Consider the following 15,458-nt stretch of genomic DNA (forward strand, 5'->3'; position numbering starts at 1 on the left):
AATTCAGAGTGCTGTGGCGAGAGATTAAAAAAAGATTCAAAGAGCTGGACAAGCGCAATAAGTCCGGCCTCATCCTTTCGCTCTTCGGCGTGGTGGGCTGGAGTTCAGCCATCGGCATCATCTATTTCTTCGGACTGATCTTCAATCAGCCGCCCCAGTTCAATGTTTCCCACTTCATCATCGTGCCGTCCGCCCTGATCATCATCAGCATCGTTCTCAATTCTTTCGAATTGAACAAAAGATGGGGTATCAACCCGAATAACGTGACCGTCTTTCTCACCAACCTTCATGGCATCTGGGGGCTCTATGTCAGCCTTCAGATCAACAGCGATTATAACGGCTATGTGGTTCTCTTCCTCTTTTCTTTCGGCCTCCTCTTCATAAAGGGCAGCTTCGGGTTCTGGGCAACACTGACGTTTGCCATGACTCATCTGATATTGGCCGGGGCCATGCTGCTGGCCATGAACATCAAAATAGGGACGGACGAATACATTTTCGTTATCTTCTTCGCTCTCTATGGAACCAGCTCCGCCTTCGTGAATGAATTCAACCGCCGGCGCAACTTCCACTTGAAAAGCGTGATCGCCCAAAGACGGCACGGCTATGAGCAGTTGGAAAAGATCCTGTTCCCCCACCAGATTACCCAGATCGCATCCGGCTCTGGCGTGGAAGACACCTTGCCTATCCAGCAGGGATACGGCTGCTGCGTGATGTTCGAGGTGGTGGACAGCGCGGATATCAAACATGAGATGGCTCAGGAATACATCCGCGAGATCTTCCGCCTCTTCAGTGTGGAGCTGCGCAAATCCTATGATGGCAACAGCCAGACCTGCAGCGGCTTTCGCGTCATCGAGCTGAACAACCGCTTCGTCTGCTCGGTTGGTTTTCCTTTCCATTGCCCGGGCCATGAACGGCCCTCGCGGGTCTCCCTGGAAATGGCGAAGATCTTCATCCAAATTTTTCAAGAGCGCATCCTGCAGATGGATTACCATAGGCCCATCCACTGCGCGGTGGTGATCGCGGCCGGCGAATTGGAAGGCTTCTTTACCAGGGGTTTTCCGATCGAATATCACCTGCACGGTGAACCGCTCATCAAAGCGGACCATATCAACGAGTTGAGCAAGCAGGCGCGGAAGAGCGGGGTTCTGAAAGGCTCGGCAGTCGTCATTGAAGACCGGGTGTATAATAGTCTGCGGTCCCAGGAGCGGCTTGACTTCAAACCGCTCGATATTCAGGACCATGAAACCGACGAGGGGGACAGAGAGAGCATGCAGAAGTTTTACTCTCTTCAGGTCCTTCAGGACGAAGCGCAGTCACAGGGCAGAAAATCAGCCTGATAGGCCTCCCCCAAAGCTTTCGCCTCGCCTGCGCTTAGCTTTCCGAAACGGTCAGAATCATCACGCACATTTCCTCATTGGTGCCTTCTCCCCACGCTACATCCTGGGGCTTTTTGGGGGCGCCATGGAGAGTGGGCTGATTCCCGGCCGAGTTATCCCAGAGGCACTCAAGCCCAAGCTTTTCTCCCGGAGCGATGACAATCGGTTTTTCGTACTCGAAGCTCCATTGGAAATGAAATCTGTAATTGCCCCAGTTATCAAAAAGCATTTCCTTTTTCCCTTTCGCATCCTCTTTCCAAAAGCGCAGTCCCTTTCCCAAAAGATGCTGATGAGGGTAGACACCATAAAGATGGATGCCTTTCTCGAAAGACATCTCCCCCTTGCTCCAAATAAAAGGGGTATTTTCCAGCGGATCCTGACTGAAACTATGGATCACCTTTTTCTGCCCTGCCGGGATTTTCATCTCTCCGTCGGTAATCCATTCTATTTTCGAGAAAAATGGTGTCAGAAGGGGTTTGTCCACCTTCTTCTCGATTTGCAGATCAATTTGCGTCTGGTCCTCACGGCTGACGGCTTCTTCAGACCCGTGGACGCTGTAATGCATCTGCAGAACGATCCGGGTCCCCGGCTTGATGAAAATACCTGTGCCCTGTGGGAAGGTGAAATTCGCTGAGGGAAACGTACTGACACCCAGAAGTCGTGAGGGAAGATTTTGATTATCTTCGGTGCTGGGCGCTCCAAAACAGGGGTAGCCTATATCGCTGTCTTTCGCGTCCATTTCGCTGACAATGTCTGAATATTCCGGGTCGAAAGCGAAGAGAGCCACATGGTGCACAAGCGCCTTGTTGCTGGATCTTACGCGATAACCCGTCACGTAGAACTCATCGCTCGTGGGTTCACCCATAATAAAGCAGCGATATTCATCCTTACTCCCGGCTTTGACCGTATAGGGCGTCGCCATACCCATGGTCTTGTCGACTCGAGTGATGCTGGGACGTTGAATAGGAAGCGGGGTTCCCGCTATCGCCGCATCCCCCATTGGACTTCCTGCCTTCACCCAAGCCCGTAACGTCTCCAGTTTGTCAGGGCTTATGGAAAAGTCGTACTTCAGGGGGTGCTCTGCAATCTGATGCGGCGCGGAAGGCGGCATCCTTCCTGAGGCCACGGCATCGATAATAGCCGTTCCGTAGCGTTTCACCTGCTCATAGCTATTCAACGCAAACGGAGCGATCCCCCCCGACTGATGGCAACCCACGCAATAACCGTCGATTATAGGTTTGACCTGTCCATCGTATGTAATGGCTTCGGCGGTTCTTGGCAAAACTGCGGTCTCGAGGAGTTTAAAGCGTGAATCGATGCGCTCGTGGAAAGCCTTGCTTAAAATCTTTGAGACCGCCCCGGACAGGATTTTTCCACTGAAACTGGCTTTGATCTCGGCATGAGTTTGCACCAAACCATCCTGTCCCGCCCTTTCTTCAAGGATCCAGGTTTGCGTTTCGCTATCAAGGCTGGTCTTATGCGGCAGACCATGCGTTTTGGTCAAGTCTTCGACTTTGGAATCGTCGGGATAATTCATGGTAATGATCACCTGGCCCGGCCTATCACGCTCGATATGAACGAGCTTATAGGTTTGAACGGGAACAAACTCCGTATAATGAGTCCAGACCACCATATCCGCATCGGAACGCTCCAGAATTCTGGAATCCTTCAGCTTCGCCTCAGGATAAAGACAACCCTTCTCGCAGGTTTGATCGAAGGCCAGCAGTATCGTTTCGATGTCTCACAGGGGGCGTTTGATCTCTGCTTCGCGTTTCAAGTCAACGGTTTCCGCCCAGGCTGGATTCATATAAGAGGCAGCGCAAAGTAGAGTAATGGCATAAATCCGACGATTCATTACGGTTCCTCCTTTGATGACTGATTGGTTTTCTTATACGCAGTCCTTGAAAGCAGGTCGATAGGTGCGATTCCCGTGATGGATGACGGTTACACCCGTCTGCAGGCAACCTGGAGAGGCTTCATGAAAAATCGCGCGGGCTTCCACGCATGGGATTTGATATCGGAAAAATGCGGTGAGAAAAAATCAGGGCCATGGACCTACAGTCTATGACCCCTCTGGAATGTGCTACAGATTTAGGTCCACTCAATGTCCCCCAAGATAAGCCTTCTGCACATCCTTATTCGCCAAAAGTTCAAGACCCTGTCCGGTCAGCGTAATGCGGCCGTTGGTCAGGACATAGGCGCGGTCGGCGAGGCGCAAAGCCTGGTTGGCATTTTGCTCGACAAGGAAGATGGTCATGCCCTGCGAGGCGACCTGCTTCAGAGTTTCAAAGATGGCTTTGACCACCAAGGGAGCAAGGCCGAGACTGGGCTCATCGAGCAGCAGGAGTTCGGGTTTGGCCATCAAAGAGCGGCCGATGGCGAGCATCTGCTGTTCACCGCCCGATAATGTTCCGGCGCGCTGGGTGCTGCGTTCTTCAAGTCGCGGGAACAGTTTGAAGATGGTCTGGAGATCCTCTTCGACTCCTGTGGGATTCGGCCGCGAGGTGAGTCCCATCTTGAGGTTTTCCACAACGGACATGGCCGGGAAGATGTGCCGGCCTTCAGGGACGAGCGAAAGACCACGCCGTGCCACGCGATGAGTGGGAACGGCTGTGATGTCTTCACCGCGAAAAACGATGCGGCCTTCACGCGCGCGCGGGGCACCAAAGAGGCTTTTCAAAAGCGTGGTCTTGCCCGCCCCATTGCTGCCGATCAGAGTCACGATTTCCCCGGGTTTGACATCCAGGGTCACGCCGTGCAGGACTTCCGTCGGACCATAGGCGACTTTAAGATTTTCGATGGAAAGCAAAGGCTGATTCATGCTTGCGCCTCCGTGCCCAGATAGGCGGCCAGAACTTTCGGGTGTTCCTGGATGGCTTTGGGCTTATCCGCCGCAATCACCTGACCGTAATTCAAAACCACGATGTGATCGGAGATGCTCATGACAAGAGACATATCGTGCTCGATCACCAGAACGGTCGCCTTGTGCTCTTCACGCAGCAGGCGGATCAGGTCGGCCAGCTCGCGGGTTTCCTTGGGATTCAGGCCAGCGGCCGGTTCATCAAGACAGATGAGACGTGGATTTGTGCACATGGCCCGCGCGATTTCCAGGCGGCGTTGGTTACCGTAGGATAGACTTCCCGCCAGGTGATTCGCGTAGTATTCGAGCTTTACCGTTTTGAGCCAGCGATAGGCGCGATCCACCGCGGCCTCCTCCGCGTGGCGGAAAGAGGGCAGCTGAAAAAGCCCCGAGATAATATTCCGATTCACCAGAAGATGCTGGGCGACCAGGAGGTTTTCCAGAACACTCATTTCGCTGAAGAGCCGGATATTCTGAAAGGTGCGGGCGATGCCGGCCCGCGTGACGAGGTGAGTGCCACCAAAAAATCCGTAATAGAGTTTCTGGAAAAACTGAGCGGGTTGCGCAAGATCATCGAAGCGGAATTTCGCCCCCAGAAGAGTGCTCAGATTCACGTCCCCATGGGGGCCGTTCAACAGTATGGCTCCCGCCTGCGAGCGGTAAAAACCCGTGAGGCAGTTGAAAACCGTGGTTTTCCCCGCACCGTTGGGGCCGATCAATCCAGTGATGGAACCTTCAGCCACTTCAAAGTTGACTTTATTGAGGGCCATGATGCCCCCGAATCGCACGCTTAAATCCTCGACGCGAAGCAGTGGTTTCATCTTACGACTCCTTCACGGCAAAGTAGGGACGTCGCAGCTGCACAAGGCCGCGCGGCTTGACGATCATGATCAGCACCATGGCTATGCCAAAGACCAGTATCCTATAGTCCGAGAACTCACGCAGAAGCTCGGGCATGATGGTCAAAAACAAGGCCGAAAGCACAACGCCGGTCAGCGATCCCATGCCGCCAAGGACAACGATGGCCAGCACCAGCGCCGATTCAAAGAAGCTGAAGGAAACAGGGGAAACAAAGCCCTGATAGGCCGCGAAGAAAACGCCGGCGACGCCACCGATGGAGGCGCCCATCATAAAGGCGGAAAGTTTAATGTTCACATGATTCAAACCAAGCGAACGGCAGGCGATTTCATCCTCGCGCAGGGCCTCCCAGGCACGACCGATGGGCATGCGGCGGAGGCGATGCACTCCATAAAGCGTCAAGGCCACAGCGACGAGCAGCGTCAGATAAATGAATCCATCCAAAAGCCCCTTCGAGTATTCAAACCCGAAAGCCTCATGAAAAGGCACCCCTCCTTGGGTGGCAAATTCCTTGAATTCCCAGCCGAAAAAGGTCGGTGGTGGAGCATCCAGCCCGTTGGGGCCGCCGGTGAAATCCAGCCAGTTATTCAAAATGAGTCGAATGATTTCCCCAAAACCAAGGGTCACGATCGCAAGGTAATCCCCATGCATGCGAAGAACGGGGAAGCCGAGCACCGCACCGAAGAGTCCGGCGGTGAGCGCCGCTGTCGGCAGAGCGCCCCAGAAACCCAGGTCGAGGTATTTGAAACCAAGGGCGTAGCCATAAGCCCCGACCGCATAGAAGCCGACAAAGCCAAGGTCAAGGAGGCCCGCAAGCCCGACCACGATATTGAGGCCAAGACCCAAGAGTACATAGATCAGCGCCATGATCAAAACCGAGATCCAGTACTTCGATCCCCAAAAGGGAATGGATGCGCAGATCATGAAGACCAGCAAAAATCCAAGCGCCATCTGCCAGGCTTGGAAACGGGCCGGTCTGGGCGGCAGTTCGTTATGAGCGGGGCGCAGGCGTTCGGCGGGAAAGATGAAGAAGAGCAAACGCGCGAGCACGGCAAAGCCTGCCAGGATCAGCGGTACTTTGAAATTGGTTTGGAAATCGTAGCCATCGAGCACGATGCCGGAAATAGGTCCGGTCATGACCAAAGCCGCGAGGCCCGCAATCGCAAGGCCCGCGAGGATGCGGAGAGGGTTTTTCTTCTGCATGTTTAGACTTTCTCCACAACGGGTTTGCCCAGGAGTCCGCTGGGACGAAAGATCAGTATCGCCACCAAAAGGCCGAAGGCAAAAACGTCCTTATAATCGGAATTCACGAAGCCCGAGAACAGGGATTCGGCGAGGCCGAGGAGTATGCCGCCGAGCATGGCGCCAGGCAAGGATCCGATGCCTCCGAGCACTGCGGCCGTGAACGCTTTGATTCCCGTCACGAAGCCGACGAAGAAATCGAAGCTGCCGTAATTCAAAGTAATCAAAACCCCGGCGACCGCGGCCATGGCCGCACCGATCGCAAAAACGGAGCCGATGATTTTATCGGTATTGATGCCGAGGATCTCGGCCATCTCCCGATCCTGCTGCGTGGCGCGCATCGCTCGACCCAGGGCCGTGAAGCGGACGACGGCGTTCAGCACGCCCATGCTGAAGAGCGCCACGAGTATGATCATGATCTGGGTATAGGTGATCTGAAAGAAATGATCCGTGCTGCCGAAGCGCACCGCGCCATCGATCAGCGTGGGCACGCCCTGGTTTTTGGCCCCCTGACTCAGCTGCACGTAGTTTTGCAGAATAAGGGACACACCGATCGCCGAGATCAGCGGCGCGAGGCGATTGGCCTTGCGCAAAGGCCGATAGGCAAGGCGTTCGATCACCACACCATAGGTGCTGGTGACGATGATGGCGAAGACGAGGCTGAGGGCGATCAGAACAAAAGGCGATGAGATCCCGAACCAGGCCAACACAGCAAGACCAATGGCTGCGAGATAAGCGGAGATCATGTAGATATCACCATGGGCAAAATTTATCATACCGATGATTCCATAGACCATCGTATAGCCCACTGCGATCAGGCCGTAAGTCGCACCCAGGACGAGGCCATTGACGAGCTGTTGACCCAGTACGTAAAGATCCATCTTGTGCACCAATAGGTTAATGAAAAACAAAGGGCCCGCATTCCCACGCGGGGTCTTAACCCCATGGGCTTGGGCCCCACCAGAAGGCACCCCAGGGATTGGGGTGCTCGCTTCTTATCACATCTTGCCGACTTCTGCGTACTTGCCTTTGGTGTCCCAAACGTACATTACGTAGCCGGATTTTTGCAGGTCACCCTTTTTGGTCCAGTTCTGGGGTCCCATCACGGTGGTGGCGCCGTTATCGAAGAGCCATTTGGAAAGTTTGCGACCGTCGCGGGTTTCGCCCGTGCCTTTGATGGCAGCAGCGATGGCCTGGACTGAGGCATAGGAATAGAGAGTGTAGCCTTCGGGCTCGTAGCCGGTTTTGCGGAAGGAATCGACAACCTTTTTGCCATCGGGAAGTTTACGGGGATCGGCGCCGAAGGTCATGTACGCGCCGCTGACGAATTTCTCGCCGCCGGCCGATGACACGAATTCCTCGGACACAATTCCATCACCCGAAATGAAGGCGGCTTTCAGACCTTGCTCGCGCATCTGGCGGAGCAGCGGACCGGCTTCGGCATGCAGACCACCGAAGTAGACGGCATCAGCCTGCGCGGCTTTGATTTTGGTCACGAGGGCGTTGAAGTCTTTTTCACCGCGGGTCAGGCCTTCATAGATCACAGGTTCCTGGCCCAGGGATTTCAGGTGAGCTTTCATGGCATCGGCAAGGCCCTGACCATAGGTGTCCTTGTCGTGGATGACAGCCACTTTCTTGGCTTTCAGAACTTTGGTGACGAACTCAGCGGCTTCCACGCCCTGCTGATCATCACGACCGCACATCCGCATGATGACGCTGTAATTCTGCAGTTCGCAGTTGGCCTTCTTGCCCGCATCGGTGACGCCCGAACAGTCTTTTTCCTTATAGGCGGCGTCTTCGGTCACGCGGGGATTGGTCGAAGCTGGCGTGATCATCAGCACATTGTTTTCCCGATAGACGCTGGCGGCGGGGATCGTCGAGGAGGAGCAGAAGTGTCCGACCACGGCGGTCACGCCTTCGGTGTTGACGAGTTTGTTGGCCACGGATTTGGCCTGGGCTGGTATACAGGCGTCGTCCGCCTTCACCGCGCGCAGTTTTTTTCCGTTGATGCCACCGGCATCGTTGATGTCCTTAATAGCGGCCTCAGCGCCTTTCCAAAGCTGAAGTCCGAACGGAGCGTTGGCTCCGGTGTGTGGACCGGCGACGCCGATCACGATTTCGTTGCCAGCGGCCCGCAGCACGTGACTCTGGAGGCCCAAGGCTGCCACGAGTGTCATCCCGAGAGTAAAGCGATTCTTGACTGAAAACATAAAAGGACTCCCTCTGTCGTAAACCAACTCCGCTTTCCCTTCGGGCGGCTCACGGAGCGGCCCGAGATCCTTATCTGCACCTTGGTGCTCAGACTGGAGCGGAATTGAGGTACCCAAATTCTCAAAAAAGAATTCATTTTTCCATAAAAATTAAAAAAGCCTCTTTGGCCCAGGGCCGGTCCGGCGATTTTTTCACCATGAGATGACGGGAGACCGGGCCGCGGGCCCAGACGGTGAGCGATTTTCTCACCATGAGATGACGGCAGACCGGGCCGTTGGCCCACGCGACCTGCGATTTTTTCAATTTGAGATGACGGCAGACCGGGCCGCGGGCCCAGGCGACGAGCGATCTTTGATAGGGGATCGGGATGCGGGGCCAGGGAGTTTATCGACACGAGGTGACGTCAGTCGGGGACGTCGCGCGACGTAAGCCGCGGTTTGCGGCTTTGGTTGGATGCGGGTCGACCTATGATCGTTAGGGGTGAGAAGCGGCAGCAGCCGCTTCCCGGCGTTACCAGGTGGACAAGGTCAGTGAGCTTCCTTAGCCTGAATCGTCGGGGTTACGTCAGGGCCGGGAATGCGCGGCATTTCGTAGTAGATCTTAAACGTTACCCGGCGATTTAACATACGACTCGACTCCACAGCGTTGCTGTGTTTGGGACGTTTTTCTCCCCAGCCGACAGTCAAAAGTTTATCAGGCGACACACCGTAGTTCCGCATGAGCCAGCGTTCGATCGTATCCGCACGCCGATCGCTGAGTTCGAAGTTATACGCATCCGACCCCAAAGCACAGGCATGCCCTTCGATCACCACACGGTCGATCGTCCGGTTATTCTGCAGCATGCCCTTCAGCCTCTGCATCACCTCATACCCTTTGGGATCACGTATTTCCGTGGAATCGAAATGAAAGTAGATATCATCCAGTTCAATGATGGCATCCGGAGCCCTTTCGGTAATCGTAGGACCCATCACCGGCACGATCGGAGCCACAGGCGCTGGAGCCACCTCAACCGGCTTCACTGGAGTCAGATCCGTCATCCACCTCACACCCGCATAGATTCGATAATCCGCGGAACTCAAGGCATGACGCATCTCCGATCCATAACCCGCATAAAGCGTCCAGGCATCATCCAAGGGATATTTCAAACCGACAAGGCCTTCCATAATGGAAGTATTCCGCGGCGAAAAAGTCGAAAAATCCTGTCTCGCGTACGAACCGTAGATTTCACCCTGCACCGTGAGTTTGGTGGCCGGCAGCTTCACATCGACTCCGGTCGACGCCACCAGCTGATCACCGAAACGCTGCACGGGAAGTACCTCTTTCAGCTCCGCAGTCGGCTCACCATGATGCCAGCGATAGCCGACGTTGGTGGACCACTCCAGAAAACCAAAATCCAGAGTCCCGAGCAGCTCCAGCGCAAAAGCCGGCCACTGCATATTCCCGGAATAAGGATTATTCTGAATGCGGTTATGATTCGCCGTTCCCAGGATACCCAGGGCAAAGAAGCCGGTATCCACAAGGTTGAATTTCGTGGCGAGGCGAAGTTCCGTCACACCGAGGCGCGCGAAATATCCATGCAGAAGATCATCATTCTCCACGGTCTGCGCGATATAGGATGGCAAGGCCAGACTGAAATCCCAGAAGCTGGTAATGCCATAGCTCACGGCCACTTCCATGCCCGTGACCGAGTTATTGAAGGTCTTTTTCTGATCTATGTTGTCGCGTCCCTCTTCATTGAAGTAAGGGAGCGTGTTCACGGCGTTGTTGAAAAAAAGCCCAAGGCCAAGGCGCCCTGAACCCATGGTCCGGGCGCTATGAACGGTGACGCTATCCATGGGTGTATAGGACGCGTTGAAATTTTGCAGATCCGATCCTGTGATATTGGCTCGAACTTCAGATGACATCACGCAGGCCGCAGCCAGCGCCCCAACTCCAATGATCGTACGCATAAACTCACTCCCCTCTCCATTTCCACATAAAAGAACAGCACAGCGCAGGGATCCACGGTCCCACGAACCCTTTCTTGCAAGACTGATTCCGCCTGCCACCCTTCCCAGGAACCCTGAATAGACCAGTCTTCCAGGCCACTTGGAGGCGTACCCTCCCGGGCCCAGGCGTCTTTTGAAAAAGTAAAAATGCAGACGGCAGACAGCTGCTGAAAGATTTGACAGCCGCTGCCCAAATTCTTTCCGGGCGAAAGAATGTTGCGAGGCCTCACTCCTGTGTTAGGATAAGGAAAAATATCGAAGCAGGATGCCATGACCGTTCATCTGCAACAGCAGCGCTACTCAGCCGTGATCGGCTCGGAAGGACAGATCTTTCTTCGTGGCGTTCTGGACGAATCGTCCGACCTGAAACAAACCGTCGAGCTTATCAAAGAACGGCATGCGATCGCACCTGCGGATCCTATCCAGCTCGACTTCAGCCACCTCGTTTCCGGTAGCTGGAATGGCTTTTTAGCTTTGGATAAACTCCTGGCCGAACTGAAGCTCACCTACGTCCTGCGACACGTGACCTTTGACCTCTTCCGCTATGTCGCTCTTCTGCCGACGCTCCGTAAAGCCCAACTCGGCGAGATCGAACTCGTCGTGGTCGCTGAGGATCGGAAAGTCCACATCAAAGGCACCGAGTCCGTGTCCGTCACACCATCGGGCCGCTTCGCAAGCGTCGGTGGTCAACAGATCGTCGGTCGTCACAGTTTTATTTTCGGCGATCGACTCGCCTGCCCTCGCTCCGCCCACGAGCGCACCGAATTCGACATGTGGTACGATTACATTTCTTTCGCGGCGATCACCCTCGCCTTATCGGAAGATCTGGCCCGCAGCATCGCGATGTCGGTCATTCGCCTCGCCAGTGAATTGGCCGCTGAATACAAGGCGCAGTCGCTGGCCATGGGCATACTGCAGAATGTGGAACAATCGGTCTGGGCCCGCGAAGCCGAAGATGAAGCCAAAATCCTGGCCGGTCGCGCCCGCGACAGCGAGTCCGTTTATGGTCAGATCATCCTCGGCATTAAAAAGAACGTTCTCCTCGCGGAGTCCATTCAAAAGGCCCTGCACGCGGCGGAAGGTCAGCCACGCGCCGTCCTTCTGAACGCCGTTCAAAACGTCCGCACGATCAGGCAGGAGCTTCAGAACATCGTGCAGCAGATTGAAAACGGCGGAACCGAAACCTTTGCCCTGCTCATCTCGGTCCCCGGCAAAAAGCGTTTTGATGAGGCCTATCATAAAATCAACGCAGTTTCGCCCGACATGCTGACCGCACTGCGCGAGACCATGGATATCCTGGATCCTTTGACGGAAGATGATTGGAACGCGACCCGGGACGCGATCTTCGAACGGACCAAGGATGTCGAGCAGCTGGTGTCCAATCTCATCGTCCTGACCCAGGGCTTTGACCTTCTGCGGCAGATCATCGAACATCTCATCAACGAGATCGAAGTGATCGAAGCCTACCTGGACAAGGGCGCGCCGGACAGCGAGTGGACCAGCTTCCGCAAAGACCTTCACGAGCGCATTCGCCGCAAACTCGTCACGGACCAGGAAAAACTTTCGGTCGATGCCTCCATCCCGGACGTTATGAATGATCATGGCGAGGAGGCGCGCAAGCCGGGGGAAGTGCTGCTCTTCTAAGTTTGCAAAAAGACCTTTCCTTTCTTCAAGAAAAACAACATTTCAAAGTGATTTCAGGCAAATATAATTTCGGCTTGTTTGCAGAATTATCCTGCCGATAAGATGTTTGTGATCGGAAAGGATGCTGCCATGAAAAAGGCCCGGATACTCAAAAATGTCAGCAGCAAGATCCCGGTGACCCGGTTTCTTGATTACAAAGCCTATCTTGAGGCCGTGTACCAGGCCATGAAAACGGAAATGGACAGCTACTCCTATATGCAGTTCGCCGAGGACCTCGGGTTCGCGCGCAGCAACGTCATGTACCTTATCATCAAAGGCCAAAGGCCCCTGACCACCAAGACTGGACGCAAAATCGCCGAGGCCCTGGAACTCAAAGCCGGGGAACGCAAATACTTCGACGACCTCGTCGCTTACTTCGACAGCGATCTGGCGCCGGAGCGCGAAGTTCACCTGCAGAATATGGTGAAGCAAAAAACCCGCACCATTTCCGATTCTGATGAACTGATGGCCCAGCTCGAATACTTCACAGAGTGGTATCACGTCGCGATCTATGAATTCAGTTTCACCCCGCATTTCACCGATGATCCCCAGGAACTCGCCGCCGCCCTGATTCCGCGCATCCGTCTCGATCAGGCGAAAAAATCCCTGGCGCTCCTGCAAAAACTTGGACTTTTGGCCCTGGATCCTGGAACCAGGAAACTAAAACCGACCCAGGCGCGCGTCGCGACCGGCCATGAGATCATGTCGATGGCCCTGGTGCGCTACCATCAGAAGATATTGGAATTGGCCAAGCAGGCCCTGATGACGATCAGTGTCGAGGAGCGGGAAATCAGCGCGACCTCGATGGCCATTGCTCCCGAACGGATGCCGAAGATCAAAAAAGAGATCCGTAATTTTCGAAAGAAGATCATGGATCTTGCCGCTCAGGATCCTGAACCCGAGCGCGTCTATCAGCTTAGCCTTCAGCTCTTTCCGATGACCCGTAAACAAAGGACGGAACCAACATGAAAAGGTCGGCCTACGCTAGTCTTGCGATTCTATCCCTGGGTCTCATGCTCTTCAGTCCTGCATGCGGCACGGACGTGGGCAATTCGGGCAGGCCGATCGCTCAGGAATCAACGGAACTTGCGGCTGTCGCGGGCATGCAGCACGATGAGGTGATCAGTTCCGTCAACGATGGCAGCGACAGCGACGCCACGGCCATGGCTTTGCTGGGCCCTTCGCATGAACCGCGTCTGGCGGAAGTCACGAGCGATTGCACTCCCAATGCCAACGGCAGCATTGCGGTGAAAACCACAAAAGTCCTGGCCCAGGAAACGGATTTCGGCCGCCCCAGTCAACGCAAGGTGCAGAAGGATTCGCTGAACACGAGTCTCGATACGACCTATTCCGTCCCAGGCACCTTGGGCGTTCTGAGCTGTATAAACAATCGTCCTTCCATCAGCTGGGCTCAGCTGGCTGAATTGAAGACGGTCGCCAAACTCGATAAGGAGCGCAAGCGTACGGTGAGCCTGAAGGCGGATGGCAGCATCCTGAGTGAGTCCCAGCTGACCGTCGACAGCACCCGAACGGTTCAGTATGCGAAGGTCGCGGCCCCGCTGGATGTCCTTACTGTTCGACGTACTTCGACTCTCGACAGCACGGTCAGCCTTCTTCGTCAGAATAAGGACGAGCCTTTGACGCGCAGCGTGAAGACTCTGGATGCTGAACCCCTTATCGTGGAAAAGGCCCGGTCCCGCGGCGCAGGCGTAACCCGCGTGGAAATCGTGTCGGGCGCGGTGGCCTCCACTCATAATGAAGCGAAGATGGTGGTTCTGCGTTACAAGAACCTGGTGCTCTCATTGGGAAGCAGCTGCCACCCCAGCTCCGGCAGTATCCAAGGCGAAGTCTTCGCCAGCAGCACCGATACGAAGGCGGAAAGCAGCTTCACGGTGGTCTTCGATAGCGACGGCGCCACCCTCATCCGTGACGATGGAACGGAGGAAGATATGGAGCTTGAGAGCTGTCAACTCTAAAGCCAAACCTGGGGCCCTTTCCGGCCTCAGGCTCTTCCCGGCCACAGGCCCTTTCCGGCCTCAGGCGCTTCCCGGCCACAGGCCCTTCCCTATCTCTTCCGATAATGTCATTCCTTCCCCTGGGGTATTTGAGCATTTTTAAACCCTGCAAAAGTGGGCTCCTCACGTTTTTTCTTAGCCCTTCTTCATTAATTTGCCCAACTGCACAACCACGAACGATTTGAACCCCGTCGCCAGGGTCATTTTTCAGGGCAAAAAAGCCTCAAAATGTCGTCCATTCATTTTTTTTGACTCCCTATTCTTTGGTGGCCTGGCTAGTCAGTCAACAGAGATGCTTTGGTCTTTGATACATTTCCAAACTCAAAAAAGGTAGGCGTGCATGAAAAGAATGGCAGGATTCAACAAGGCTTTCGCTCTGGTTCCCTGTTCCGTCGTACTCTCGATGGCTGTCGGTTGCGGCTCCGCAGGTCAAAGCACCAGCGAGCAGAAGGTTTACGGCGGCACTCGCGCGCCTACAGGCAGCTGGAAGAACGTGGTCGCTATCACCCAAAAAAGTGGCGGCATGTACTGCAGCGGTACCGCGATTGCACCCACTGTTGTCATCACAGCCGCTCACTGCGCGAAAGGCTTCAAGGCAGCCAACGTCTCCGTTTACGTCGGTGACGGCAAGGAAGGCGGCCGCGTCGCAGGCCAATACCAGGCCAAGACCATCAAGTATTCCCCCAAGTACGCAACGACCAATGACATCGCCTACATCGTGCTGACCCAGCCTATGGATCTGGCCGATGACGATTTTATTCCAGTCCTTACAGCTGAAGAAGAAAAAGACGAACTTCTTCAGGTCGGTGGCATCGGCCACATCGTGGGCTTCGGCAACCGTGATGATGGCGGCTTCGGCGTGAAGTTCGAAGTGGATGGCAAGATCACCAAGCTGACCAGCAATGAGATCAGCATCGGCGGCAGCGGTAAAGACTCATGCCAAGGCGATAGCGGCGGTCCCGTTTTCGGCAAGCTGAAAAGCGGTGAGTGGCGCGTTTACGGCGTGACCTCCCGCGGCGGCGCCTGCGGCACAGGCGGCATCTACGGCCTGATGCATGCGAACATCTGCTGGGTTCAGGAAGACTCCGGTGTGGACCTTGGTCTGGTAGCCGGTACCTGCGATTAATTCTTAGACTTGCACAATGGAAATTAACCCGTCGGGGCCTTAGGCCCTGGCGGGTTTGTTATTTGACGAGTTTGTTATTTGACGGGTTTGTTGTTTGCG

At 54.9% G+C, this 15,458-nt stretch carries 12 protein-coding genes; 5 read left to right on the forward strand and 7 right to left on the reverse strand.

Going from position 1 to position 15,458, the window contains the following annotated elements:
- Nucleotides 1-8 precede the first annotated feature (8 nt).
- Nucleotides 9-1,337: a hypothetical protein gene (locus VFO10_RS26115; protein ID WP_325144951.1), complete on the forward strand. Its 1,329-nt coding sequence runs from the start codon at nucleotides 9-11 to the stop codon at nucleotides 1,335-1,337.
- A gap of 34 nt (nucleotides 1,338-1,371) precedes the next feature.
- Here VFO10_RS26115 and VFO10_RS26120 read toward each other — a convergent pair whose 3' ends face one another.
- The 7 genes from VFO10_RS26120 to VFO10_RS26150 all read right to left on the reverse strand — a co-directional run bounded on the left by VFO10_RS26120 (nucleotide 1,372) and on the right by VFO10_RS26150 (nucleotide 10,496).
- Nucleotides 1,372-3,009, reverse strand: a complete 1,638-nt coding sequence (locus tag VFO10_RS26120) for a hypothetical protein (RefSeq protein WP_325144952.1) — start codon at nucleotides 3,007-3,009, stop codon at nucleotides 1,372-1,374.
- A gap of 468 nt (nucleotides 3,010-3,477) precedes the next feature.
- Nucleotides 3,478-4,197 carry an ABC transporter ATP-binding protein gene (locus VFO10_RS26125; RefSeq protein WP_325144953.1) on the reverse strand — a complete coding sequence of 240 codons (720 nt, stop codon included), beginning with the start codon at nucleotides 4,195-4,197 and terminating at the stop codon, nucleotides 3,478-3,480.
- On the reverse strand, nucleotides 4,194-5,057 hold the full coding sequence (locus tag VFO10_RS26130; RefSeq protein WP_325144954.1) for an ABC transporter ATP-binding protein: 864 nt from the start codon (nucleotides 5,055-5,057) through the stop codon (nucleotides 4,194-4,196). The genes VFO10_RS26125 and VFO10_RS26130 overlap by 4 nt, the downstream gene beginning before the upstream one ends.
- A 1-nt stretch (nucleotide 5,058) precedes the next feature.
- On the reverse strand, nucleotides 5,059-6,297 hold the full coding sequence (livM, locus tag VFO10_RS26135; RefSeq protein WP_325144955.1) for a high-affinity branched-chain amino acid ABC transporter permease LivM: 1,239 nt from the start codon (nucleotides 6,295-6,297) through the stop codon (nucleotides 5,059-5,061).
- A 2-nt stretch (nucleotides 6,298-6,299) separates the two neighbouring features.
- Complete coding sequence (locus VFO10_RS26140; protein ID WP_325144956.1) at nucleotides 6,300-7,217, reverse strand: ABC transporter permease subunit; 918 nt, start codon at nucleotides 7,215-7,217, stop codon at nucleotides 6,300-6,302.
- A gap of 117 nt (nucleotides 7,218-7,334) precedes the next feature.
- On the reverse strand, nucleotides 7,335-8,546 hold the full coding sequence (locus tag VFO10_RS26145; RefSeq protein WP_325144957.1) for a branched-chain amino acid ABC transporter substrate-binding protein: 1,212 nt from the start codon (nucleotides 8,544-8,546) through the stop codon (nucleotides 7,335-7,337).
- A 528-nt stretch (nucleotides 8,547-9,074) separates the two neighbouring features.
- On the reverse strand, nucleotides 9,075-10,496 hold the full coding sequence (locus VFO10_RS26150; RefSeq protein ID WP_325144958.1) for an OmpA family protein: 1,422 nt from the start codon (nucleotides 10,494-10,496) through the stop codon (nucleotides 9,075-9,077).
- A 309-nt stretch (nucleotides 10,497-10,805) separates the two neighbouring features.
- Here VFO10_RS26150 and VFO10_RS26155 point away from each other — a divergent pair, with 309 nt between their 5' ends.
- From VFO10_RS26155 to VFO10_RS26170, 4 genes are all read left to right on the forward strand, one after another.
- A complete protein-coding gene (locus tag VFO10_RS26155; RefSeq protein ID WP_325144959.1) occupies nucleotides 10,806-12,179 on the forward strand; it encodes a hypothetical protein in 1,374 nt (457 codons plus the stop codon).
- A gap of 129 nt (nucleotides 12,180-12,308) precedes the next feature.
- Nucleotides 12,309-13,187, forward strand: coding sequence for a TIGR02147 family protein (locus tag VFO10_RS26160; RefSeq protein WP_325144960.1), 879 nt, complete (start codon nucleotides 12,309-12,311; stop codon nucleotides 13,185-13,187).
- Nucleotides 13,184-14,194, forward strand: coding sequence for a hypothetical protein (locus VFO10_RS26165; protein WP_325144961.1), 1,011 nt, complete (start codon nucleotides 13,184-13,186; stop codon nucleotides 14,192-14,194). Before VFO10_RS26160 ends, VFO10_RS26165 begins: the two co-directional genes overlap by 4 nt.
- 379 nt (nucleotides 14,195-14,573) lie before the next feature.
- The gene (locus tag VFO10_RS26170) at nucleotides 14,574-15,359 is read left to right on the forward strand and encodes a S1 family peptidase (RefSeq protein WP_325144962.1); all 786 of its coding nucleotides are present in this window, start codon (nucleotides 14,574-14,576) and stop codon (nucleotides 15,357-15,359) included.
- The last annotated feature ends 99 nt before the right edge of the window (nucleotides 15,360-15,458 follow it).

The organism is Oligoflexus sp. (genome assembly GCF_035712445.1).
GTDB lineage: Bacteria > Bdellovibrionota_B > Oligoflexia > Oligoflexales > Oligoflexaceae > Oligoflexus.